Raw genomic sequence first — 20694 nt, 5'->3', positions numbered from 1 at the left:
GGCGTGATCGCCGGGCTTTTCAAGTGCGGGGCACTGCAAGCCAGGCTTACAGGATGCTCAGCGGGTACTCCACGATCAGGCGCAGTTCGTCCAGCGATGGGGAGCCGTAGTAGACGCCATCGGAAGAACGGTAGGTGGCCTGACGTACGCGGAAGCTGAGGTCCTTGGCCGGGCCTTCCTGCAGCACGTACTTGATGTCGATGTCGCGTTCCCATTCCTTGCCATTGCTGGTGGTGCCGGTGTCTGCACCGGTACCGCGCACGTAGCGAGTCATGAAGCTCAGGCCTGGGATGCCGTACTCGGCAAAGTTCAGGTCGTAGCGGGCCTGCCAGGACTTCTCGCCTTCGGCGTTGAAGTCGGAACGCGCCACGGAGTTGGCCAGGAACACGGTGCCACCGCCGTCTACGCCGTAGCCATAGTCGCCGTCACCGGTCACTTTCTGGTAGGCCAGGGTGAAGGTGTGCGCGCCGATGTTGTACGCACCGGACAGGCTGAAGGCACGGTTGTCGAGCTTGGTCACGCCGTCTTTCTCGGCGCGCTGCAGGCCTTGGCCATCGCTCTTGGTGTCGTAGAAGTTGAAGTCGAACACCAGGCCTTGCTTGTCGGACAGCGGCAGCGCCCAGTTGACGTTGGCGTAGTATTTGCGCCAGTAGTCTTCGACCTTGGAGTAGTACAGGCTGGTGGACAGGCTGTCGGTGAAGGCGTAGGTACCACCGAATACATCGGCTTCCTTCAGGCGCAGGCTGTCACGGTTGGTCTGCTCCTGGCCGGTCAGGCTGGTGAAGCGGCCGGCGTGCAGGGTCAGGCCTTTGATGTCGTTGCTGGTGAGCAATGCACCTTGGGCGATTTCAGGCAGCAGGCGGCTGTCATCGGTTGCGAAGACGGGCAGCGCGGTGAACTGGTCACCGACTTTCAGCACGGTGTCGGAAATGCGGAATTTCACCGCGCCGCCGCCTTTGGAGTAGTCATCCTGCGAGCGGCCGTCGGAGCCCGTCGGGAACAGGCCGGTGCCGGCGCGGCCTTTGCCGCTGTCCAGTTTCAGGCCCAGCATGCCGATGGCGTCCAGGCCTACACCTACGGTGCCCTGGGTGAAGCCCGACTCGTAGGTGCCGACGAAACCGAGGCCGGTTTCTTCGCGGCGGCTTTGGCCGCCCTGGTTGTTGCGGAAATCACGGCTGAAATACAGCATGCGAGTTTTGACGCTCAGCTTGCTGTCTTCAACAAAACCTTTGGACTCATCCTGCGAAGAGGCCAGTGCCATCTGCGAGGACCCCGCCGAAACGGCCAGGGCGATCATGCTCCACTTCATCACGCGCATCGTGATTTGCTCCTTTGGTTTTTTTAGGAAGAGTACCGCTGCATCCAGGTGTTCTAGTTATCGGGCGCAGCTCTTTCTTGTTATGTCGGCGAAAAGATATAGCACGCTGACTGACGTTGGCGATATGGCAATAAGCACTCTTTACGGAACTTTTTTTCCACGTCGCTGTCGGGCATTTTCAGGTCGTAATCCGCAGCTTTTCACACAGAGCCTTGGTAACCCGGGTATTGCAGTAGTCATGCCGACTTGGCGTCAGAGCAATGCAACAAGCGTGCTCATATTTGCCCCTGGTTGATGAAATTTTCACATTTGCCGCGGGCGACCCCCGCCGGAGTCCTGAAAACACGGGGTGTGGGCTGTCTGATGGTGTGCCTGTGTAAACCCACGTGGCAAACCCGCTAGCTTGCTATCAAAGTCAATGTGTTACCGCGATTTGTTAATCCAGAGTCAATTGTGGCCTTCCTTTGTGTCAGGCCGTGTGCAGGAGGCGTCATTTTGGTGCGAAAAGTAGCGCTGTGTTACCGGGATCGTGCAGCGTATTCTGATGACGGCTTTTTTTTACGTTGTAACCGCTGTATCCGCTTGGAGGAGATTCACTTTGTTTGTTCTTGATTCGCGTTTGCAACTCGATACGGTGGTACTGGGTGACTTCGCGCTATGCCAGCTGCTGCTGAGCAAGGATGCCAACTATCCGTGGTTCATCCTGGTGCCAAAACGCCCGGGCGTCAGTGAGCTTTTCGACCTGGACGCCGCCGAGCAACACCAGCTGTGGCAAGAAACCACCCAGTTGGCCGTCGCGCTCAAAGCCAGCTATGGCGCAGACAAGATGAATGTCGCCACCCTGGGTAACGTGGTCAGCCAGTTGCACATGCATGTGATCGTGCGTATGCAAGGCGATGCGGCCTGGCCGGCACCGGTTTGGGGCAAGTGCCCGGCAGTCAGCTACAGCGACGAGCAGGTGCAAGTGATTCGCCAGCGCGTGCGGGCTTTGCAGCTGGAAGGCTTCAAGGAGGCCGCCGATGTCGCTTGAGCAGCGCATGGTCGAGCTGGAAACCCGTCAGGCGTTTCAGGATGACACCATCCAGGCGCTCAATGACGTGGTGGTGGAGCAGGGGCGGGTGATCGAGCGGCTGCAGTTGCAGATGGCCGAGTTGCTCAAGCGTTACGAGGAAATGGTAGGGCAGTACGGCAGTGAGGGTGAGGAGGCGCCGCCGCCTCATTACTGAACACGGCGGCTTACCTGTCGGGCCGGTAGCCGGCCCGCTGGAGGGGTGGGTTTCAGCGGCGGTTCACCGCCACCACGTCCTCGGCCTGCAGGCCTTTGTCGCGGTGCATCACGGAAAACTCGACGCGCTGGCCCTCGACCAGAATGCGGTGGCCCTCACCGCGAATGGCGCGAAAGTGCACGAAAATATCTTCGCCGGAATCCCGGGAGATAAAGCCGAAGCCTTTGGAGGTGTTGAACCACTTCACGGTGCCGGTATCCCGGTTGCCCGCATCGGGAGCGCTGTGCTGGGTTGCACGGGCCTTGCGCGGGCTTTGGGCGAAACCCGCCACCAGGTGCAGCAGTACAGCCAGCGATGCACAGACCAGCGCCGCCAGGTTGCCCATTTCCGGGCGCGCCAGCAGGGTCAGGGTTTGCAGCACCACCGCTACTACCAGCAAGGCGCAGGCCAGGTATTGCAATTGTTGCCTGGCGCCGCGGTAGTACAGCGGTACCACCGGTGCCAGTACCAGGTTGAGCAGGCCGAGCAGGGCCAGGTACACCGCGTCGGGTTGTTGCAGGAAGGATATGGCTTCGGTTTTCAGGCTGGGCATGAACGATAGCAGCAGCGCTGCCACGCCCGTCACCAGATGGACGATCTTGAACATGGGATTGGCTCACAGTTGATAAAGCTGATCACGGGGAGAGCTGGCGGCACGGTGCGCATGAGATGTAGAGCGCGAACACATGACCCACAGCCTATGCACCCGGCAATTGCAGTCCGCACGGGTGGCACGCTGCCTATTTAACAGTAAAGCCGCAGGGTACTCAAACCGCAGGGCGTTCGCGGGTGGCCTGCAACGCCTTGTCACAGGCGCAACGCCCCAGGTATTGCTACAGTGGTCGGCACCCGTTTGGGTCTCAAGCTTTCAGAAGGGGAACGTCATGGCAATCGATATCGGCATCAATGAAGCAGATCGCAAGTCCATCGTCGATGGGCTGTCCCGCCTGTTGTCGGACACGTACGTGCTGTATCTGAAAACCCATAATTTTCACTGGAACGTCACCGGGCCATCATTCCGTACCTTGCACCTGATGTTCGAAGAGCAATACAACGAGCTGGCGCTGGCAGTCGACGCCATCGCCGAGCGTATCCGTGCACTGGGCTTTCCGGCACCCGGTTCGTATGCATTTTATGCCCGCCACTCCTCGATCGAGGAGGAGGAAGGGGTGCCCCATGCCGATGAAATGATCCGCCAGTTGGTACAGGGGCAGGAAACCGTGGTGCGCACGGCGCGCAGCATCTTCCCGGTGGTGGACAAGGTCAGTGACGAGCCTACTGCCGACCTGCTGACCCAGCGCATGCAGGTTCACGAAAAAACCGCCTGGATGTTGCGAGTTCTGCTCGACGGCAAGTAGCAGGCACTGTATGCGAGGGCCCGGCCCGGGTAACCGACCGGGCCTTTGTGATTTGTGCGGGAAGGCTTTGCCGCTGCTCAGTGCCGACCGAACGGCGCTTCATACACCCCCTGGTACCTGATACGAGGAGGTGTGGCAGATGATCCGCGCGAGCAAACGTACGACAGGCCAGGGGCGTTGGCCTGGCAAGCAGTGCATCGACCCCTTCAAGGCCGACTTCGACATGCTGCAGACACAGCCCGTGTCGCGCTCGGTACGGCTCAACGGGTTTTCAACCTGCCTGCGCCTGGAGGCGGTGTACTGGAGCATCCTGGAGCGCATCGCTGCGGTGAACCACTGCTCGGTCAGCGCGGTACTGTCCTACGTGGACCGCGAAATACACCTGCGCCAGGGTGGGGTGCGCAACTTCAGTGGCCTCATCCGCGTGATCTGTGTGGCATGGCTGCAGGACCCGCCAGCTGCGCACTGATCGCCCGGCGGGCTGCGCAGTGTCGGTTAACCATATATAATCCCGCTTTTTGCTGCCCCGGCAGCCAGCGTTGTGGTTGACGAGAGACACCCATGCCCCTTTATGACTATCAATGTGCGTCCTGCGAGCACCGCATGGAGGTGCTGCAGAAAATCAGCGCCGCGCCGCTAACCGACTGCCCGGCCTGTCAGGCCCCGGCGCTGAAGAAGTTGCTGTCGGTACCCGGTTTCCGCCTCAGCGGTAACGGCTGGTACGAAACCGACTTCAAGACTGGCGCCAAGAAGAACCTGGCAGGCGGCGACAAGGCCGACTGAGTTGAATGCTGTGACCGGGTCTTGCAGTATTAGCCCTCCGGGCGGCCAAGGCCTCCACCGAATACACGAATCACGAGAAGCGAAACCACCATCATGATGCGCAGCCATTATTGCGGCCAACTGAACGAGAGCCTGGACGGCCAGGAAGTCACCCTTTGCGGCTGGGTCCATCGTCGCCGGGACCACGGCGGGGTGATCTTCCTCGACATCCGTGACCGCGAGGGCATGGCCCAGGTCGTGTTCGACCCGGACCGCGCCGACACCTTCGCCGCTGCTGACCGCGTGCGCAGCGAGTACGTCGTGCAGGTCACCGGCAAGGTGCGCAAGCGCCCTGACGGTGCGGTCAATGCCAACATGGCGTCCGGCGCCATCGAAATCCTCGGTTATCAGCTCAATGTGCTGAACGAGGCCGAAACCCCGCCGTTCCCGTTGAACGAATACTCCGACGTGGGCGAAGAAACCCGCCTGCGCTATCGCTTCATCGACCTGCGTCGCCCGGAAATGGCCGACAAGCTGCGCCTGCGTTCACGCATCACCAGCAGCATCCGCCGCTTCCTCGACGAAAACGGCTTCCTGGATGTGGAAACCCCGATCCTCACCCGTGCCACCCCAGAAGGCGCGCGTGACTACCTGGTGCCAAGCCGTACCCACGCCGGCAGCTTCTTTGCCTTGCCACAGTCGCCGCAGCTGTTCAAGCAACTGCTGATGGTGGCCGGCTTCGACCGCTACTACCAGATCGCCAAGTGCTTCCGTGACGAAGACCTGCGCGCAGATCGCCAGCCGGAATTCACCCAGATCGACATCGAGACCAGCTTCCTGGACGAGTCCGAGATCATGGGCCTGACCGAGAGCATGATCCGCAAGCTGTTCAAGGAAGTGCTGGACCTGGAGTTCGGCGATTTCCCGCACATGACCTTCGAAGAAGCCATGCGCCGCTACGGCTCCGACAAGCCAGACCTGCGTATCCCGCTGGAACTGGTCGATGTTGCCGACCAGCTCAAGGACGTCGATTTCAAAGTGTTCGCCGGCCCGGCCAACGATCCGAAATGCCGCGTCACCGCCCTGCGCCTGCCAGGCGGCGCGAGCATGCCGCGCAGCAAGATCGACGAGTACACCAAGTTCGTCGGCATCTATGGTGCCCGCGGCCTGGCCTACATCAAGGTCAACGAGCGCGCCAAAGGGGTCGAGGGCCTGCAGTCGCCGATCGTCAAGAACATCCCCGAGGCCAACCTCAACACCATCCTCGACCGCGTCGGCGCTGTAGACGGCGACATCGTGTTCTTCGGTGCAGACAAGTTCAAGATCGTCAGCGAGGCCCTGGGCGCGCTGCGTATCCGCCTGGGTCACGACTTCGAGCTGTTCACCTGCGAGTGGGCACCGATGTGGGTCGTCGACTTCCCGATGTTCGAAGAGAACGAAGACGGCAGCTTCACGGCGTTGCACCACCCGTTCACCGCGCCGAAGTGCACCCCGCAGGAGCTTGAGGCCAATCCCGCCACGGCCCTGTCCCGCGCCTACGACATGGTGCTCAACGGCACTGAGCTGGGTGGCGGTTCCATCCGTATCCACCGCAAGGAAATGCAGCAGGCCGTGTTCCGCCTGCTGGGTATCGAAGCGGCGGAACAGGAAGAGAAGTTCGGCTTCCTGCTCGATGCCCTGAAGTTCGGTGCACCGCCCCACGGCGGCCTGGCCTTCGGTCTGGACCGCCTGGTCATGCTGATGACTGGCGCCCAGTCGATTCGTGAAGTGATCGCCTTCCCGAAAACCCAGAGTGCCGCGTGCGTCATGACCCAGGCCCCAGGCCTGGTCGATGCCAAGGCCCTGCGCGAGCTGCACATCCGTCTGCGCGAGCAGACCAAGGTCGAGTAATCGGCCCCGGGCGTATCCGGCGGATGCGCCCATGCGCTTCGGCGCAGTCTTTCCACGTTCCGCCCTTCGGGGCGGAACCTGTTTCTGTTTCAAGGATCGGGAGTCGTTATGGCAGGCCATTCCAAGTGGGCGAACATCAAGCACCGCAAAGAGCGCCAGGATGCCAAGAGAGGCAAGGTCTTCACCAAGTGGATCCGTGAGCTGACCGTCGCTGCCAAACAGGGCGGCCCGGACGCGGCCTCCAACCCGCGCCTGCGCCTGGCGCTGGATAAGGCCCTGGGTGCCAACATGAGCCGCGACATTATTGATCGGGCCGTGGCACGTGGTGCCGGTACCAACGAAAGCGACAACGTCGAAGAGCTCAGCTACGAAGGTTACGGCCCAGGCGGCGTGGCGATCATGGTCGAAGCCATGACCGACAACCGCAACCGCACGGCTGCGGCTGTGCGCCATGCCTTCACCAAATGTGGGGGCAACCTGGGCACCGACGGTTCGGTGGCGTATCTGTTCGAGCGCAAGGGCCAGATCAGTTTCGCCCCGGGGGTAGACGAAGACGCCCTGATGGAAGCTGCGATGGAGGCCGATGCCGACGACGTGGTAGCCAACGATGATGGCTCGTTCGAGGTGTTTACGTCGTTCAACAGCTTCTATGCCGTGCGCAATGCGCTGGAAGAGGCAGGTTTCAAGGCGGCGGATGCGGAAATCGTCATGCAGCCGACCACCAGTGCCGAGTTGGACCAGGATGGCGCTGAAAAGGTACTCAAGCTGATCGACATGCTCGAAGACCTGGACGACGTGCAGAACGTCTATTCCAATGCGCAGATCTCCGACGAGATCATGGAAAACCTCGGCTAGGGTGTTCTGGTAGCTCCAACCAGGCATTCAGGCTTTTCTTTGCTTGCACCGGCCCTTTCGCGGCGGTACGGCGCTCCGATAGACTCGCAGCGCCGTACCGCCGCGAAAGGGCCGTACCGTTTGCAGCATGCATCATTTTTTTTCGACAGGCGCTATGACTCTGATTCTAGGTATCGACCCCGGCTCGCGCATCACCGGTTACGGCGTGGTGCGCCAGACCGCCCGCGGCTGCGAGTATGTGGCGTCAGGCTGCATCCGCACCGGCAGCGGCGAGCTGCATGAGCGGTTGCAGATCGTGTTTCGCGGGGTCAGTGAAGTCATCGCCCAGCACGGCCCGGTGACCATGGGCATCGAGCGGGTGTTCATGGCCCGCAATGCCGATTCGGCGCTCAAGCTGGGCCAGGCCCGCGGGGCTGCGATCGTGGCGGCCGCCGAGGCCGGCCTTGAGATCGCCGAGTACAGTGCCACCCAGGTCAAGCAGGCCGTGGCCGGCACCGGCGGCGCCAACAAAGATCAGGTGATGATGATGGTCATGCACCTGCTCAAGCTCACGCAAAAACCGCAGATCGACGCCTCCGATGCCCTGGCCATCGCCTTGTGCCATGCCCACACCCGTTCCAGCCTGGTGCCCCACGGCCTGGCCACGGCGCGCCGGCGGGGCGGGCGCTTGCGTCTGTAGGCGCTTCATGCGCTGATACACATTATGTGCGGGTGGCGCGTTCACCCGCCGCATTTGCTGATAGGGTTGAGCGGTCTGCGACCGGCTCCCCGAGAATAAGGATCGGAACGTGATTGGAAGATTGCGCGGCACTCTGGCGGAAAAGCAGCCCCCGCACCTGATTATCGACGTCAATGGCGTGGGCTACGAGCTCGAAGTGCCCATGACCACCCTGTATCGCCTGCCCAAGGTTGGCGAGCCAGTGACCGTGCACACCCACCTGGTGGTGCGCGAGGACGCCCACCTGCTGTACGGGTTTGCCGAAAAGCGCGAGCGCGAGTTGTTTCGTGAACTGATCCGCCTCAATGGCGTAGGGCCCAAGCTGGCACTGGCGCTGATGTCGGGCCTGGAAGTCGACGAGCTGGTGCGCTGCGTACAGGCCCAGGACACCTCGGCACTGGTGCGCGTACCGGGCGTTGGCAAGAAAACCGCCGAGCGCCTGCTGGTCGAGCTCAAGGACCGCTTCAAGGCTTGGGAAACGTCCCCGGCCATGTTCACCCTGGTATCGGACGGGCCGTTGCCGGTGGCCAGTGAATCAACCGCCGAAGCCGACGCCGTCAGCGCCCTCGTTTCGCTGGGTTACAAGCCGCAAGAGGCGAGCAAGGCCATTGGGGCCATCAAGGACAAGGCCAGCCTGAGCAGTGAAGAGCTGATCCGTCGCAGCCTCAAGGGGATGATTACCAAGTGATCGAAGCCGACCGCCTGATCGCCGCCAGTGGCCGCGACCGCGAAGACGTGCAAGACCGCGCGATCCGGCCATTACGCCTGGAGGAGTACATCGGCCAGCCGGTAGTGCGCGAGCAGATGGCACTGTTCATCCAAGCCGCACGGGGGCGCAGCGAATCGCTTGACCACACGCTGATCTTCGGCCCCCCGGGTTTGGGCAAGACTACCTTGGCCAACATCATCGCCCATGAGATGGGTGTGTCGGTCAAGAGCACTTCGGGGCCTATCCTCGAACGGCCTGGGGACCTGGCCGCGATGCTGACCAACCTGGAGCCCCATGACGTTCTGTTCATCGACGAAATCCACCGGCTGTCACCCGTCGTCGAAGAAGTGCTGTACCCGGCCATGGAAGACTTTCAGCTCGATATCATGATCGGGGAGGGGCCTGCCGCCCGGTCCATCAAGCTCGACCTGCCGCCGTTCACCCTGGTCGGCGCCACCACCCGTGCGGGCATGCTCACCAACCCGTTGCGCGACCGCTTCGGTATCGTCCAGCGCCTGGAGTTCTACAGCGACAAGGACCTGGCGACCATCGTCAGCCGCTCGGCAAGCATCCTGGGCCTGGTCATCGAAGACCTCGGCGCCTATGAAATCGCCCGCCGCGCGCGCGGCACCCCGCGTATTGCCAACCGCCTGCTGCGCCGGGTTCGCGACTATGCCGAAGTGCGGGGCAAAGGCCAGATCACCAAGGCGGTGGCCGACATGGCGCTGAACCTGCTGGATGTGGACGAGCGCGGCTTCGATCATTCCGACCGTCGCCTGTTGTTGACCATGATCGAGAAGTTCGACGGGGGGCCGGTGGGGGTCGACAACCTGGCGGCCGCCATCAGCGAAGAGCGCCACACCATCGAGGACGTGCTCGAACCCTACCTCATCCAGCAGGGCTACATCATGCGCACACCACGCGGGCGTGTGGTCACCCGTCATGCCTACCTGCATTTCGGCCTCGACGTGCCGGGGCAGCTGGGGGAGGGCGCCGTTTTTTCCCAAACGGGCGATGAATGACAGATCGAAAACGGCTTTTCGTGGTCCTACCGCTGGCAGGCTGCATGGGCGCTGGCAATACGACATGAACGATGAAAAAACAGTTGCCACAGCGGATTGGCAAGGCGAGGAGTAAGCACTAGAGTATGCGCGCGCTAAATGGCCTGGAACCCTTTGCACACCGTTGTCGCGTCTATTACGAAGATACCGATGCTGGCGGCGTGGTGTATTACGTCAATTACCTGAAATTCATGGAGCGCGCGCGCACTGAACGATTGCGGCACCTGGGTTTTTCCCAGTCGCAGCTGGCGCAGGGCAACCTGCTGTTTGTAGTCCACTCCAGCGAAGCGCGTTACCACGCGCCGGCGCGGCTGGACGACGAACTGCGGGTTACCGCGCAAGTACTTGAACTCAATCGCGCCAGCCTGCGCTTCGTGCAGCAGGTCTGGCGGGAAAAGGATGAAACGCTGCTCTGCGAAGGGCAGTTCCTGGTGGCCGCTGTGCGCGCCGACACTTTCAAACCCCGAGCCATCCCCCCGGAGCTGCGCGACGCCTTTGTGGCCGACTGCTCGGGTAATCAATCGAATGCAGGAGAATAAGCGTGGAAGCTAACGTCGTCGACCATACCTCCATGTGGAGTCTGGTCAGCAATGCCAGCGTAGTGGTGCAGTTGGTGATGCTGACCCTGGTGGCCGCCTCGGTCACCTCGTGGATCATGATTTTTCAGCGCAGCACCATGCTGCGCGCCGGTCGTCGTGCGCTGGATGCCTTCGAAGAGCGCTTCTGGTCGGGTATCGACCTGTCCAAGCTGTACCGCCAGGCCGGCAGCAACCCAGACCCGGATTCGGGTGTGGAGCAGGTCTTCCGTGCCGGTTTCAAGGAATTCTCGCGCCTGCGCCAGCAACCGGGTGTTGACCCGGACGCGGTCATGGAAGGCGTAGGCCGTGCCATGCGCGTTGCCATTTCCCGCGAGGAAGAAAAGCTCGAGCAGAGCCTGCCGTTCCTGGCGACCGTGGGTTCCACCAGCCCGTACATTGGCCTGTTCGGTACCGTATGGGGGATCATGAACTCCTTCCGCGGCCTGGCCAGCGCCCAACAGGCCACCCTGGCCACTGTTGCCCCCGGTATCGCCGAGGCCCTGATCGCTACAGCTATCGGCCTGTTCGCGGCAATCCCGGCGGTCATTGCCTACAACCGCTTCGCGGCGCGCAGTGAAACGCTGATCGGCCGCTACTACACCTTCGCCGACGAGTTCCAGGCGATCCTGCACCGTAAAGTGCACACCAGCGAAGAGTAATCAGGTAGAAGCCCATGGCCCGAGTTCGCCACAAACGCAAGCCCGTCGCCGAGATGAACGTGGTGCCCTACATCGACGTGATGCTGGTACTGCTGGTCATCTTCATGGTGACGGCGCCCATGCTCAACCAGGGCGTCAAGGTAGACCTGCCCAAGGTTTCCAGCGAAGCCTTGCCGCAGGACAACAACGTCCAGATCCTTACCATTTCCATCAAGGCCGACAAAACCTACTACTGGAACCTCGGCAGTGAAGTCGACACCGACAAGCAGATGGACAAGGCCATGACCTTGCCGGCCATGACCGACGCTGTGACCAAGATCATTGCCGCCGGCCGCGACCAGGGCAAACAGACCCAGGTCTTCATCCGTGGCGACAAGGCCGTGGACTATGGCGCGGTCATGGGTGCCATGGGCGGGCTGCAGAAAGCCGGTGTCGGTAACGTTGGCCTGATTACCGAGGCGCCCTGATGCAACAGCGAGAGCCATCCGCCTCGGAAAGCTACTTCTGGCCCAGTGTCTGGGCCATCGGCCTGCATGTGCTGGTGTTTGCCTTGCTGTTCGTCAGCTTCGCCATGACCCCAGAGCTGCCGCCGTCCAAGCCGATCGTTCAGGCTACGCTGTATCAGCTCAAGTCCAAGAGCCAGGCGACCACCCAGACCAACCAGAAGATTGCCGGGGAAGCGAAAAAAACCGCTTCGCGCCAGACCGAGGTCGAGCAGCTGGAGCAGAAGAAGGTCGAGCAGGAAGCTGTGAAAGCGGCGGAACAAAAGAAAGCCGACGCTGCTCAAAAGGCCGAGGAAGCCCGCGAGGCGGCCGAGGCCAAAAAAGCCGAGGAAGCTGCAAAAACGGCCGAGGCCAAGAAAGCGGCCGAAGCGAAGAAGGCCGAAGAGGCCAAAAAAGCGGCGGAAAAACAGCAAGCCGACATTGCCAAGAAAAAAGCCGAAGACGAAGCGAAGAAAAAAGCCGAGGACGAGGCCAAGAAGCAGGCGGCTGAAGAGGCGAAGAAACAAGCCGCAGAGGATGCCAAGAAAAAGGCAGCCGAAGAGGCGAAGAAAAAAGCGGCCGAGGACGCCAAGAAAAAGGCGGCAGCCGAGGACGCGAAGAAAAAGGCAGCTGAAGAGGCCAAGAAAAAGGCCGCGGCAGATGCCCAGAAGAAAAAGGCCCAGGAAGCAGCGCGCAAGGCGGCAGAGGACAAGAAGGCGCAGGCACTGGCCGAGCTGTTGTCCGACACCACTGAGCGTCAGCAGGCACTGGCGGATGAGCAGGGTGACCAGGTGGCCGGCGATTTCGACGACCTGATCCGCATGCGTGCAGCAGAAGGTTGGGCGCGGCCCCCTTCGGCACGCAAAGGCATGACGGTAGTCCTGCAGGTCAGCATGCTGCCGGATGGCACCATTACCAATGTGAGCGTGCTGCGCTCCAGTGGCGACGGCCCGTTTGACAGTTCGGCAGTGGCCGCCATGAAGAACATCGGTCGTCTGACTGAAATGCAGGGTATGAAGCCGAGCGATTTCAACAGGTATCGCTCGTTCAAGATGACATTTACACCTGAGGATCTAGCGTTGTGATTAAACGTCTGAGAGGACTGCTGGTCATGCTGTGCTGCGTGGCAGGCATGGCCGTAGCAGAGGAAAAGAACATCCTGGTCACCAGTGGTAGCGACCGGGCCACACCCATCGCGGTGGTACCCTTCGCCGTCCAGGGCGGGAGCGTGCTGCCTGAAGACATGGCAGACATCATCGGTAACGACCTGCGCAACTCGGGCTACTACTCGCCCATTCCGCGTCAGAACATGATCAGCCAGCCGTCCCAGGCCAGCGAAGTCATCTTCCGTGACTGGAAAGCGCTGGGTGCCCAGTACGTGATGGTCGGCAGCATCGTGCCGTCCGGTGGCCGTCTGCAGGTGCAGTACGCCCTGTTCAACGTGGCCACCGAGCAGCAGGTACTGACCGGCAGCGTGGCCGGCACGGCCGACCAGTTGCGCGACATGTCGCACTACATTGCCGACCAGTCGTTCGAGAAGCTCACCGGCATCAAGGGTGCTTTCTCTACCCGCATGCTGTACGTCACTGCCGAGCGCTTCTCCACCAACAACACCCGCTACACCTTGCAGCGTTCGGACTACGACGGTGCACGTGCGGTCACCCTGCTGCAGTCGCGCGAGCCGATCCTGTCGCCGCGCTTCGCGCCGGATGGCAAGCGCATCGCCTATGTGTCGTTCGAGCAGCGTCGCCCGCGCATCTTCATCCAGCACATCGACACGGGCCGTCGCGAGCAGATCACCAACTTCGAGGGCCTCAACGGCGCACCTGCCTGGTCGCCTGACGGCTCTCGCCTGGCATTCGTGCTGTCCAAGGACGGTAACCCGGACATCTATGTGATGAACGTGGCGTCGCGTCAGATCAGCCGCGTAACCGCTGGCCCGGGTATCAATACCGAACCGTTCTGGGGCAAGGATGGCAACACCCTGTACTTCACCTCGGACCGCGGCGGCAAGCCACAGATCTACAAACAGTCGGTCAGCGGTGGCAGTGCAGAACGCGTTACCTTCGTGGGTAACTACAATGCCAACCCGAAACTGTCGGCTGACGAAAAGACCTTGGTCATGATTCACCGTCAGCAGGGCTTCACCAACTTCAAAGTTGCGGCCCAGGACTTGCAACGCGGAAGTGTAAAGATTCTCTCGGAGACCAGTCTTGATGAGTCTCCCACTGTTGCGCCCAACGGCACCATGCTAATCTACGCCACCCGCCAGCAGGGCCGGGGAGTCTTGATGCTCGTGTCGCTTAATGGCCGCGTGAGGCTCCCACTTCCTACCGCTCAAGGCGAAGTCAGAGAACCGTCCTGGTCCCCTTACCTGAACTGATTGCGGCGTAATACGTTTTGCTTAACACACTGGGGTTTCATTAGGAGTTTCACGATGGAAATGCTGAAGTTTGGTAAATTCGCTGCGCTGGCTCTGGCCATGGCCGTGGCTGTAGGTTGCTCCTCGAAGGGCGGTGACAATGCTGGTGAAGGCGCTGGCGCCGTTGACCCGAACGCTGGCTACGGTGCAAACACCGGCGCAGTGGACGGTTCCCTGAGCGAAGAAGCCGCTCTGCGCGCAATCACCACCTTCTACTTCGAATACGACAGCTCGGACCTGAAGCCAGAAGCCATGCGCGCTCTGGACGTTCATGCCAAGGACCTGAAAGCCAACGGCAACCGTGTCGTTCTGGAAGGTAACACCGACGAGCGCGGTACCCGTGAGTACAACATGGCTCTGGGCGAGCGTCGTGCCAAGGCCGTTCAGCGCTACCTGGTTCTGCAGGGCGTTTCCCCTGCTCAGCTGGAAGTAGTTTCCTACGGTGAAGAGCGTCCAGTTGCCACTGGCAACGACGAGCAGTCCTGGGCTCAAAACCGTCGCGTAGAACTGCGTAAGTAAGTTCTTATGCGTATGTGCCGCCGTGCAGTAACCGTCCTCGCACTCAGCCTGCCCCTTTCGGCGTGGGCTGCAGTCCCTGTAGTAGATGACAACTCAGGCAGCTATCCGCCTGCGGGTTATGGCACGAGCGGCGCCTATGCCGGGTCAGGGGCTTCGGCCCCTGCCTCTGCACAGGGCCAGCTGTTCATGCAGCTGCAACAGATGCAGGATCAGCTTTCCCGCCAGCAAGGCATCATCGAAGAGCTGCAAAACGATGTGTCGCGCATGAAGCAGGAAAACCTGGAGCGTTACCAGGACCTGGACCGTCGCATCAACAGTGGCGCCGCGCCTGCCGCGACCCCTGACAATTCTGCTGGTAGTGGTGCCTCTGGCGCCGCCACCGGGGCCGCAGCAGGTGCTGCAGCCCAACAACCGGCCGCCAACAGCGAGCCCGGTGACCCGGCGAAGGAAAAGCTCTACTACGATGCCGCCTTCGACCTGATCAAACAGAAAGACTTCGACAAGGCCAGCCAGGCGTTCAACGCCTTCCTGCGCAAGTACCCCAACAGCCAGTATGCGGGCAATGCCCAGTATTGGTTGGGCGAGGTGAACCTGGCCAAAGGTGACCTGCAAGGTGCAAGTCAGGCCTTCGCCCAGGTCAGCCAGAAGTACCCCAAGCACAGCAAGGTGCCTGACTCGCTCTATAAGCTTGCTGATGTTGAGCGTCGCCTGGGGCACACCGACAAGGTCAAAGGTATTTTGCAGCAGGTCGTTACCCAGTACCCCGGCACCTCCGCCGCTCAACTGGCTCAGCGAGATCTGCAAAAGCTTTAGGCTGAGTTGCCTGGTGGTAACCGTTCGAAAGAAACCCGCGCCTGTCGCGGGTTTTTTCGTTAGAATCAGCGCCCTTTTTTCGTAAACACGCTGTTGCGGATAACGCCATGTCGAGTCCGCGACAGTGCCTGACGGAGGCGGGCAGCCTGTTTAGCTGTCACGCCCGTGGCGATCATGCAAGACACATTACGCATCACCGAAGTCTTTTACTCGTTGCAGGGTGAAACGCGAACGGCTGGGCTACCCACGGTATTCGTGCGGCTCACCGGTTGCCCCCTGCGCTGTCAATACTGCGACAGTGCCTATGCCTTCAGTGGTGGCACCGTGCGCAGCCTCGATTCGATCCTTGAGCAGGTGGCGGGCTTCAAGCCGCGCTATGTGTGCGTTACCGGCGGCGAGCCGCTGGCTCAGCCCAGTGCCTTGCCGTTGTTGCAGCGTTTGTGCGATGCCGGGTATGAGGTGTCGCTGGAAACCAGCGGCGCCCTCGATATCGCCGGCACCGACCTGCGCGTCAGCCGCGTGGTCGACCTCAAGACCCCGGGGTCGGAGGAGTCGCACCGCAACCGCTACGAGAACATCGAGCAGCTGACCCGTAACGACCAGGTCAAGTTCGTCATCTGTTCCCGTGAGGACTACGACTGGGCAGTGTCCAAACTGATCCAGTACAACCTGGCTGAGCGCGCGGGCGAAGTGCTGTTTTCGCCCAGCCACCACCAGGTCAGTGCCAGCGACCTGGCGGACTGGATCGTCGCCGATAACCTGCCCGTACGCTTCCAGTTGCAGCTGCACAAGCTGCTGTGGAACGACGAGCCCGGACGTTGATTGAAAGAGTGACAAACATGACAGACAAACGCGCAGTAATCCTGTTGTCCGGTGGCCTCGACTCGGCCACGGTCGTAGCCATGGCCAAAGCCGAAGGCTACAGCTGCTACACCATGAGCTTCGATTACGGCCAGCGCCACCGCGCTGAGCTGAATGCTGCAGCCCGTGTGGCACGTGACCTGGGTGTGGTGGAGCACAAGGTGATTGGCCTGAACCTGGACGGCATCGGCGGTTCCGCCTTGACCGACACCAGCATCGATGTGCCAGAAGCCCCGGGTGAAGGCATCCCGGTCACCTACGTGCCGGCGCGCAACACCGTGTTCCTGTCGCTGGCGTTGGGCTGGGCTGAAGTACTGCAGGCCCACGACATCTTCATTGGCGTCAACGCGGTGGACTACTCCGGCTACCCCGACTGCCGCCCCGAGTTCGTCGAGGCCTTCGAGCGTATGGCCAACCTGGCCACCAAAGCCGGTGTAGAAGGGCAGGGTTTTCGCATTCAGGCGCCGTTGCAGAATATGAGCAAGGCGCAGATCGTACAGGCGGGTATGGCCCGCGGTGTGGACTACAGCCTGACGGTGTCCTGCTACCAGGCGGACGATGATGGCCGCGCGTGCGGCAAATGCGACAGCTGCCGCCTGCGTGCCGAAGGCTTCAAGGCTGCAGGGCAGGCCGACCCCACTCGTTATTTTTGAAAAAAATGCGCTGAAGTGTTGATTTCCCGTTAGAAATCAGTATTATACGCGCCATCCAACGGGTCGTTAGCTCAGTTGGTAGAGCAGTTGGCTTTTAACCAATTGGTCGTAGGTTCGAATCCTACACGACCCACCATACGCAGTACGTTAAAGCCCGCTACCGGAAACGGTGGCGGGCTTTTTCGTTTATGCGCCGGGCATGGCGCGCCATGTGAATTTGAAGCAGGCATCCGCTCTGGTGCGAAATCGGTAGTGTGATGCTGGTTTATCCCGTAATACGTTTTTAATCAGCATAGTATTGCCGGTTTCTGCGTGGTGCACTATGCTAATCAGCATTAAAGTGCTGATTTAGGCTGTGTTGATGTCGCTCAGAATCACTATCCAAGCCTTCTCAAACGGAGCATGGCACGACGCCGCAACGCTGTCGGTTCAGAACCCGGCGCGTGTCGAGGAAGGCATGTCCTTTGTGGCGTACGACACCGACTACATCATTGCCAACTTTGATCGCATCGAAGATCGGTGCGAACTGGCCCTAAGCGTTAACCTGCCGCTGAACTGGGACCACCATGACGTCAAAGGCTATCCAGCATTCCTCTATGACATCATTCCCTCGGGTGCTGCCAAGGAGTCTCTCGAGGCCCGCTACGGGCGCTTGAAACCCGAAGGGCTGGAAATGGGACTGTACCTTTTAAACCGCTTCACGCCGGCCCCCATCGGGCATCTGCGCATCAAGGAGTCGGTTGAAGGCCTCCAGCCGGATAGGAATGAGGCGTTCGCGCGTGCTGAGGTCGTGGACAGGACCAACGAGTTTCTAGAGTACGCCTACGAAACCGGTGCGGCGTTGGGGGGCGCTACGGGTGCCAACGGGCAAGCCCCCAAGCTGCTGATGACCGAAGCCCACGATGGCGCTCTGTACGCTGATGCGATGCTTCCCGATAAACAGGCGCTCCGTCACTGGCTGATCAAGTTCGCGCGTAACAAAGGTGGCGAGCGCGACAAGGACATCCTGCGAACAGAGTTCCATTACTACAAAGCCGTTGCCGCCCTCGGCCTTGATACCGTTGCCATTGATGGCCTATCGCTTGAAGAGGCAGTGAAGCCAAGCCTCTGGATGCCACGATTTGACCGCCGAGTAGTGGACGGCATGGTGGAGCGCCTACCGGTGGAGTCGGTGTACTCGGTCTGCGGCGTTACCGGCTACGGGCAGATGATGAAGCACGTTGAAGTGGTTCACCGGCTGGTAGAACTGTGGACCCGTAACGGCCAGCAGGATGAAGTGGACGACTTGGTATTCGAGTACGTGCGGCGTGATCTACTGAATCGAATTCTGGGGAACACCGATAACCACGGCCGCAACACGTCCATTATCCGTATAGGTGGAAGGTTTTGTTTGGCTCCCATTTATGACCTCGCACCCATGATCCTGGATGAGGAAGGTATCACGCGAACGACGAAGTGGGCGGCGGAGCGCAAAGGGGCTTCCAACTGGAAGGACAACTGCGCTGAGCTTATCAATTACACCGATCCCGACGTTCTGCTGCAACGGTTGATGAATGCAGCTGAAAACTTCAGGGCGTTGCCCGATTTGCTGACCGAAGCCCCTGAATTGATGCGAAATGCAGCTTCCCTGCCCGTGAACAACTTGGATAAGCGACTTGTGGAGTGGGGGCTGCGATGAAAAAACTACAGCCTGAAGAGCGTGCTCAGCTCGTGGAGGAGATCGTCGAGCGCAATGCGGCGGGGCTCGACCCCATCGGGGCATCCATCCGCCGTCTGCGGCTCGAAGTCACCGGGCTTGACCAGGAAACGTTCGCGGCAATGTGCAAGATGTCTACAAAAAGCTTGTACGAACTGGAGAGCGGAAAGTCGAACCCGAAACTCAGTACTTTGGAGGCCGTACTGCGTCTGTTTGGTGTACGGATGGGGATGGTGATGGCTGCCAAGACTAAGCATGCAACGACGACCGTCGGCAACACTGTGGGTCAGTTGGAGTCTGTTGCGCCAACCACGGTAGCCGCGCCAACGGGCGCGGGCCTTTCGCCGCTGGCCAGTACGTATAAGGTGGCCGGACCAAAACGAGGGAAAAGCCCTGCGGCCGCCAAAGCGAAGAAAGCCTTGTCGGGCCCGGCGTCGTCACGGGCACGAAAAAGGCGTGATGAGAAGTGAGCGTGTTGGGATGAAAGTAAAAGCCTCATCCCGTTTTCCTTGTGCACTGCAATCCCCTATACAAACGTGCGCGACTCACGCCGACGATCCTGGTTAAGCAACGCCTCGATCTTCTGCAGCGCACGCCCCAGTTCAGCCTGGTCCTTGGCGCCACCCAGGGATATACGCAAGCAATTGGGCGCAGGTACAGCCGCTGCAAACGACTGCCCGCCGGCCACGCTCACCCCCTGCTCGCGCAGCGCATGGGTGAACAGCTCCTGGTTCCACTGCGTCGGCAGTTCAAGCCACACGTGCAGCCCGGTCGGGTGCGTCTGGTACGGGTGCGACAGCAGCGTGCGCGCCAGCCGCTGTCGCGCGCGGGTTTCGCGCTGGATTTCCTGCACCAGCTGCGTTGCGCTGCCACTGTTGATCCATTGCTCAACCAGCGCCAACAGCAGGGCGGAGCAGCCCATGCTCGAGGCGCGCAGGCTGAGCTGCAATTGCTGGCCATCGTCCCCGTGCGGGGGTAACACGAACGACGTGCGCAAACTTGGCCATAGGCATTTGGACAAGGAGGCCAGGTAATAGGTGTTGCGCCGCCCAGTGAGCGTGGCGATCGGTGGCGGGGCATCGTCGAGCAGATAGCGGTAGGGGTCGTCCTCGATCAAGGTGATGCCGCGTCGCAGTATCACGTCGGCAATCTCCTGGCGCCTGCCCAATGGCATGGTAAGCGCCGTCGGGTTGTGGAACGTCGGGTTGAGGTACAGCAGCCGTGCGCCGCTTTCCTGGCAAGCTTGTTCCAGGGCGTCGGGTTGCATGCCGTCCGCGCAGCTCGCCACTGGCCAGAGCCGCACGCCAAGCTGCTCGGCTGCCAGCAACAAGCCTGGGTAGGTGACGGCGTCGCACAGCACGGCATCCCCTGGGCGTGTCCTTGCGCTGAGTATCGCGAAGATCGCCGCCTGCGAACCCGAACACACCACCAAGCCCTCGCCGCTCAGCTCGCCGATGGCAGGGCGCAGCCAGCTTTGGGCAGCGTGCAGCAGTGAGCGCGGCGGCAACTCATGCTGGTAAATCGAAAGCGCCTCGATGCTATGGCGGGCAAACAGCTCAGCCATTGCACTGCCTGCTTGTTCGGTCATCGAGCCATTGGCCGGCTGTGGCGGAATGTTCATGGCCAGGTCGACGTTCAGGGGCAGCTCAGGGTTACCGCCCCCCATGACGAACGACCCACGCCCGGTATACGACGCGATCAAGCCACGGTTACGCGCTTCGTTGTAGGCGCGGGTAATGGTGGTGAGGTCGACGCCCAGGTGCGCCGCAAGCGTGCGTTGCGGGGGCAGGGCATCACCTTGCTGAAGAAACCCAGATTGTATGGATTTTTCCAGCATATCTATTATCTGTATGTATTTTGCTCCGGATCCTGCGGTGAATGGCCTTGTCCAGGCAATTTCAGTAGTCAAAGGCGATTCATCACGAGGGCTCATAGCACTTCCTACAGTTGTAAATCCATACGCTCAGGAATATCATGGCATACGTTTTCTAAATATTCCATACAATCAAATAGAGTATGGATTTATGCGTAGGCACCGGTATGGCGCTGCAGGTTGCAACCATAAGCGCTTCTGG

At 60.7% G+C, this 20694-nt stretch carries 24 protein-coding genes and 1 tRNA gene; 22 read left to right on the top strand and 3 right to left on the bottom strand.

The window, feature by feature from the left end; genetic code table 11:
- Positions 1-46: 46 nt before the first annotated feature.
- Positions 47-1318, bottom strand: a complete 1272-nt coding sequence (locus IAE36_RS08940; protein WP_028634592.1) for an OprD family porin — start codon at positions 1316-1318, stop codon at positions 47-49.
- Positions 1319-1916: 598 nt separating this feature from the next.
- Between IAE36_RS08940 and IAE36_RS08935 the strand changes: the two genes are divergently transcribed.
- Both IAE36_RS08935 and IAE36_RS08930 read left to right on the top strand, forming a co-directional pair.
- Positions 1917-2348: an HIT domain-containing protein gene (locus tag IAE36_RS08935; protein WP_201211919.1), complete on the top strand. Its 432-nt coding sequence runs from the start codon at positions 1917-1919 to the stop codon at positions 2346-2348.
- Entirely contained in the window at positions 2338-2544 is a 207-nt protein-coding gene (locus IAE36_RS08930) for a SlyX family protein (RefSeq protein ID WP_201163665.1), read from the top strand. The genes IAE36_RS08935 and IAE36_RS08930 overlap by 11 nt, the downstream gene beginning before the upstream one ends.
- Before the next feature lie 52 nt (positions 2545-2596).
- Here the strand turns inward: IAE36_RS08930 and IAE36_RS23910 are convergent, their stop codons facing one another.
- The gene (locus IAE36_RS23910) at positions 2597-3190 is read right to left on the bottom strand and encodes a cold-shock protein (protein ID WP_201211917.1); all 594 of its coding nucleotides are present in this window, start codon (positions 3188-3190) and stop codon (positions 2597-2599) included.
- A 277-nt stretch (positions 3191-3467) separates the two neighbouring features.
- Between IAE36_RS23910 and IAE36_RS08920 the strand changes: the two genes are divergently transcribed.
- The 20 genes from IAE36_RS08920 to IAE36_RS08825 all read left to right on the top strand — a co-directional run bounded on the left by IAE36_RS08920 (position 3468) and on the right by IAE36_RS08825 (position 19089).
- Positions 3468-3941, top strand: coding sequence for a Dps family protein (locus IAE36_RS08920; RefSeq protein ID WP_028634596.1), 474 nt, complete (start codon positions 3468-3470; stop codon positions 3939-3941).
- A 139-nt stretch (positions 3942-4080) separates the two neighbouring features.
- Complete coding sequence (locus tag IAE36_RS08915) at positions 4081-4410, top strand: ribbon-helix-helix domain-containing protein (RefSeq protein WP_028634597.1); 330 nt, start codon at positions 4081-4083, stop codon at positions 4408-4410.
- 92 nt (positions 4411-4502) lie between these two features.
- On the top strand, positions 4503-4724 hold the full coding sequence (locus tag IAE36_RS08910; protein WP_003254776.1) for an FmdB family zinc ribbon protein: 222 nt from the start codon (positions 4503-4505) through the stop codon (positions 4722-4724).
- 93 nt (positions 4725-4817) lie between these two features.
- The gene (gene aspS, locus IAE36_RS08905) at positions 4818-6593 is read left to right on the top strand and encodes an aspartate--tRNA ligase (RefSeq protein WP_028634598.1); all 1776 of its coding nucleotides are present in this window, start codon (positions 4818-4820) and stop codon (positions 6591-6593) included.
- A gap of 108 nt (positions 6594-6701) precedes the next feature.
- Positions 6702-7448, top strand: coding sequence for a YebC/PmpR family DNA-binding transcriptional regulator (locus tag IAE36_RS08900; RefSeq protein WP_028634599.1), 747 nt, complete (start codon positions 6702-6704; stop codon positions 7446-7448).
- Between the two features lie 154 nt (positions 7449-7602).
- Positions 7603-8127, top strand: a complete 525-nt coding sequence (gene ruvC, locus IAE36_RS08895; protein WP_172219363.1) for a crossover junction endodeoxyribonuclease RuvC — start codon at positions 7603-7605, stop codon at positions 8125-8127.
- A gap of 109 nt (positions 8128-8236) precedes the next feature.
- Complete coding sequence (gene ruvA / locus IAE36_RS08890) at positions 8237-8854, top strand: Holliday junction branch migration protein RuvA (protein WP_028634601.1); 618 nt, start codon at positions 8237-8239, stop codon at positions 8852-8854.
- On the top strand, positions 8851-9897 hold the full coding sequence (gene ruvB, locus IAE36_RS08885; RefSeq protein WP_060482092.1) for a Holliday junction branch migration DNA helicase RuvB: 1047 nt from the start codon (positions 8851-8853) through the stop codon (positions 9895-9897). The genes ruvA and ruvB overlap by 4 nt, the downstream gene beginning before the upstream one ends.
- Before the next feature lie 125 nt (positions 9898-10022).
- The gene (gene ybgC, locus IAE36_RS08880) at positions 10023-10475 is read left to right on the top strand and encodes a tol-pal system-associated acyl-CoA thioesterase (RefSeq protein WP_028634603.1); all 453 of its coding nucleotides are present in this window, start codon (positions 10023-10025) and stop codon (positions 10473-10475) included.
- Between the two features lie 2 nt (positions 10476-10477).
- Positions 10478-11173, top strand: a complete 696-nt coding sequence (gene tolQ / locus IAE36_RS08875; protein ID WP_023536305.1) for a protein TolQ — start codon at positions 10478-10480, stop codon at positions 11171-11173.
- A 14-nt stretch (positions 11174-11187) separates the two neighbouring features.
- Positions 11188-11640 carry a protein TolR gene (tolR, locus tag IAE36_RS08870; RefSeq protein ID WP_003254760.1) on the top strand — a complete coding sequence of 151 codons (453 nt, stop codon included), beginning with the start codon at positions 11188-11190 and terminating at the stop codon, positions 11638-11640.
- Complete coding sequence (tolA, locus tag IAE36_RS08865; protein ID WP_033728125.1) at positions 11640-12740, top strand: cell envelope integrity protein TolA; 1101 nt, start codon at positions 11640-11642, stop codon at positions 12738-12740. Before tolR ends, tolA begins: the two co-directional genes overlap by 1 nt.
- Positions 12741-12766: 26 nt before the next feature.
- Positions 12767-14038: a Tol-Pal system beta propeller repeat protein TolB gene (gene tolB, locus IAE36_RS08860; protein ID WP_033728126.1), complete on the top strand. Its 1272-nt coding sequence runs from the start codon at positions 12767-12769 to the stop codon at positions 14036-14038.
- Between the two features lie 54 nt (positions 14039-14092).
- On the top strand, positions 14093-14596 hold the full coding sequence (pal, locus tag IAE36_RS08855) for a peptidoglycan-associated lipoprotein Pal (protein ID WP_023536326.1): 504 nt from the start codon (positions 14093-14095) through the stop codon (positions 14594-14596).
- A 6-nt stretch (positions 14597-14602) separates the two neighbouring features.
- The gene (ybgF, locus tag IAE36_RS08850) at positions 14603-15409 is read left to right on the top strand and encodes a tol-pal system protein YbgF (protein WP_028634606.1); all 807 of its coding nucleotides are present in this window, start codon (positions 14603-14605) and stop codon (positions 15407-15409) included.
- A 174-nt stretch (positions 15410-15583) separates the two neighbouring features.
- A complete protein-coding gene (gene queE / locus IAE36_RS08845; RefSeq protein WP_201211915.1) occupies positions 15584-16231 on the top strand; it encodes a 7-carboxy-7-deazaguanine synthase QueE in 648 nt (215 codons plus the stop codon).
- A gap of 17 nt (positions 16232-16248) precedes the next feature.
- Complete coding sequence (queC, locus tag IAE36_RS08840) at positions 16249-16923, top strand: 7-cyano-7-deazaguanine synthase QueC (protein ID WP_201211913.1); 675 nt, start codon at positions 16249-16251, stop codon at positions 16921-16923.
- A gap of 60 nt (positions 16924-16983) precedes the next feature.
- Positions 16984-17059 (top strand) — tRNA-Lys (locus tag IAE36_RS08835).
- A gap of 225 nt (positions 17060-17284) precedes the next feature.
- On the top strand, positions 17285-18601 hold the full coding sequence (locus IAE36_RS08830) for a type II toxin-antitoxin system HipA family toxin (protein WP_201211911.1): 1317 nt from the start codon (positions 17285-17287) through the stop codon (positions 18599-18601).
- Positions 18598-19089 carry a helix-turn-helix transcriptional regulator gene (locus IAE36_RS08825; RefSeq protein ID WP_201211909.1) on the top strand — a complete coding sequence of 164 codons (492 nt, stop codon included), beginning with the start codon at positions 18598-18600 and terminating at the stop codon, positions 19087-19089. Before IAE36_RS08830 ends, IAE36_RS08825 begins: the two co-directional genes overlap by 4 nt.
- Positions 19090-19145: 56 nt before the next feature.
- On the opposite strand, the gene IAE36_RS08820 is transcribed toward IAE36_RS08825, so the two are convergent.
- The gene (locus IAE36_RS08820) at positions 19146-20552 is read right to left on the bottom strand and encodes an aminotransferase-like domain-containing protein (protein WP_201211907.1); all 1407 of its coding nucleotides are present in this window, start codon (positions 20550-20552) and stop codon (positions 19146-19148) included.
- Positions 20553-20694 lie beyond the last annotated feature (142 nt).

Source organism: Pseudomonas sp. S36 (assembly GCF_016647875.1).
GTDB lineage: Bacteria > Pseudomonadota > Gammaproteobacteria > Pseudomonadales > Pseudomonadaceae > Aquipseudomonas > Aquipseudomonas parafulva.
Note: the sequence above shows the minus strand (reverse complement) of the source record. Positions and strands in the feature narration are given on the sequence as shown.

Bases quoted from the DNA above. Each gene is read 5' to 3' on its own strand.
- tolR (WP_003254760.1), top strand. From the start codon at position 11,188: ATGGCCCGAGTTCGCCACAAACGCAAGCCCGTCGCCGAGATGAACGTG.
- ybgC (WP_028634603.1), top strand. From the start codon at position 10,023: ATGCGCGCGCTAAATGGCCTGGAACCCTTTGCACACCGTTGTCGCGTC.
- IAE36_RS08915 (WP_028634597.1), top strand. From the start codon at position 4,081: ATGATCCGCGCGAGCAAACGTACGACAGGCCAGGGGCGTTGGCCTGGC.
- IAE36_RS08940 (WP_028634592.1), bottom strand. From the start codon at position 1,318: ATGCGCGTGATGAAGTGGAGCATGATCGCCCTGGCCGTTTCGGCGGGG.
- IAE36_RS08920 (WP_028634596.1), top strand. From the start codon at position 3,468: ATGGCAATCGATATCGGCATCAATGAAGCAGATCGCAAGTCCATCGTC.
- IAE36_RS08900 (WP_028634599.1), top strand. From the start codon at position 6,702: ATGGCAGGCCATTCCAAGTGGGCGAACATCAAGCACCGCAAAGAGCGC.
- IAE36_RS08910 (WP_003254776.1), top strand. From the start codon at position 4,503: ATGCCCCTTTATGACTATCAATGTGCGTCCTGCGAGCACCGCATGGAG.
- pal (WP_023536326.1), top strand. From the start codon at position 14,093: ATGGAAATGCTGAAGTTTGGTAAATTCGCTGCGCTGGCTCTGGCCATG.
- IAE36_RS08825 (WP_201211909.1), top strand. From the start codon at position 18,598: ATGAAAAAACTACAGCCTGAAGAGCGTGCTCAGCTCGTGGAGGAGATC.
- IAE36_RS08930 (WP_201163665.1), top strand. From the start codon at position 2,338: ATGTCGCTTGAGCAGCGCATGGTCGAGCTGGAAACCCGTCAGGCGTTT.
- aspS (WP_028634598.1), top strand. From the start codon at position 4,818: ATGATGCGCAGCCATTATTGCGGCCAACTGAACGAGAGCCTGGACGGC.
- tolA (WP_033728125.1), top strand. From the start codon at position 11,640: ATGCAACAGCGAGAGCCATCCGCCTCGGAAAGCTACTTCTGGCCCAGT.
- IAE36_RS08820 (WP_201211907.1), bottom strand. From the start codon at position 20,552: ATGAGCCCTCGTGATGAATCGCCTTTGACTACTGAAATTGCCTGGACA.
- ybgF (WP_028634606.1), top strand. From the start codon at position 14,603: ATGCGTATGTGCCGCCGTGCAGTAACCGTCCTCGCACTCAGCCTGCCC.
- ruvC (WP_172219363.1), top strand. From the start codon at position 7,603: ATGACTCTGATTCTAGGTATCGACCCCGGCTCGCGCATCACCGGTTAC.
- queC (WP_201211913.1), top strand. From the start codon at position 16,249: ATGACAGACAAACGCGCAGTAATCCTGTTGTCCGGTGGCCTCGACTCG.
- IAE36_RS23910 (WP_201211917.1), bottom strand. From the start codon at position 3,190: ATGTTCAAGATCGTCCATCTGGTGACGGGCGTGGCAGCGCTGCTGCTA.
- tolB (WP_033728126.1), top strand. From the start codon at position 12,767: ATGCTGTGCTGCGTGGCAGGCATGGCCGTAGCAGAGGAAAAGAACATC.
- queE (WP_201211915.1), top strand. From the start codon at position 15,584: ATGCAAGACACATTACGCATCACCGAAGTCTTTTACTCGTTGCAGGGT.
- IAE36_RS08830 (WP_201211911.1), top strand. From the start codon at position 17,285: ATGTCGCTCAGAATCACTATCCAAGCCTTCTCAAACGGAGCATGGCAC.